General features: G+C 50.5%; 1 protein-coding gene. It reads right to left on the bottom strand.

Annotation, left to right across the window (positions count from 1 at the left end; all coding sequences use genetic code 11):
• Positions 1-144: 144 nt before the first annotated feature.
• Positions 145-1,532 (bottom strand): efflux RND transporter permease subunit (locus LWP20_RS18070; protein WP_242929582.1); only part of this gene is annotated, 1,388 nt, incomplete at its 5' end.

Genomic DNA, 1,532 nt, shown 5'->3' with positions numbered 1-1,532 from the left:
GGCGCAACTGTGGGTAGGTTTCATCAATATGCTCAAAGATTCGCGGCAAGGAAAGACGCACCGTATCCTGCGCCCGAAGGGAGGCAACGGCAACTAAAAGACCGATTAACAACAGGCTTATCCTTTTCATGCTCGTCTGTTTTGCTATTCCTTAATTTCCAGCACGGACAATGCCCCATGCTTCTTCAGTTCCCACTCCATAAGCAGATTGTATATGACCGGCAGCAGGATCAGGACAAACAACGTAGCCGACATCAACCCAAACACGAAGGGGATGGCAATGGGCTTCATGACATCACTACCCGTACCGGTGGAGGCCAGCACCGGTATCAGTCCTAAAATATTAGCCAATACGGTCATCAGCAGCGGCCGTACCCGTTGGGTGGCGCCAACTAAAATGGCTTCTTTAAGTATGGGGAAGCTGATGTTTTGCCGGCCATTGCCCCTTTCTGCCACCAGCTTCCTAATGGTGTCGTTCAGGTAGGCGATCATCAGTACGCCTGTCTCTACAGCCACGCCAAACAGGGCGATAAAGCCCACGGCCACGGCCACAGAGAAGTTCACATTGTAAAAGTAAAGCGAGTATACCCCGCCGATTAGCGCTACCGGCACGCTGAGGAGCACCACCAGCACCCATTTAAAAGAGTGGAAGGTAATATAAAGTATAAATGAAATGATCAGCAGCACAATGGGAATAATGATACTGAGTCGTTGTTGGGCCCGCACCTGGTTCTCGTATTGCCCACTCCACTCCACAAAATAGCCCTGTGGCATCTTTTCAAAGGCCTCATCTATTCTTTTTTTTGCCTCATTCACCACGCTGCCCATATCCCTGCCCCGCACGTTGAAGAGCACTGTTCCCCTGAGCATGGCATTCTCGGAGTTGATCATGGGCGGTCCTTCCGAAACCTTGATGTCGGCCACAGCGGAGAGCGGCACTACCCCATAGGTCATCGTTTGTATCGGAATCCTACTGATCTCGTCCAAGTCGTTGCGGTACTCCTGCGCCAGCCGCAGGTTTACGCTGAAACGCTCCCTCCCTTCCACGGTAGTAGTGAGCACCATGCCGCCCAGAGCACTTTCAATGACCATGTTCACGTCATCCACATTCAACCCATAGCGGGCAATGTCAGGGCGCCGGATGTGTATGTCCAGGTATTTTCCGCCAGTAAGTTGCTCTACATATAGGTCTTCTAGGCCATCTATATCTTTAATAATGCTTTCTACCTGCCGGGAAATGACATAAATACTGTCCAGGTTGCTGCCATATATTTTAATGCCTACATCAGTCCGGATACCGGTAGACAACATATTTACCCGGTTGATAATGGGCTGGGTCCACCCTACTACCACTCCAGGTATCTGGATTTTCTCGTTCATCTCGCGTATCAGCATATCCTTGGTAATACCATCCCTCCATAATTTTTTGGGCTTCAGTACAATGATGGTTTCAATCATGCTGATGGGGGCGTTGTCAGTAGCCGTGTAGGCACGACCTGCCTTGCCCAGCACATTCTCTACTTCCGGAAAGC

The organism is Pontibacter vulgaris (assembly GCF_022758145.1).
In the GTDB taxonomy this organism is placed as follows: Bacteria; Bacteroidota; Bacteroidia; order Cytophagales; family Hymenobacteraceae; genus Pontibacter; species Pontibacter vulgaris.
This window is presented reverse-complemented; position numbering and strand designations above follow the sequence as displayed.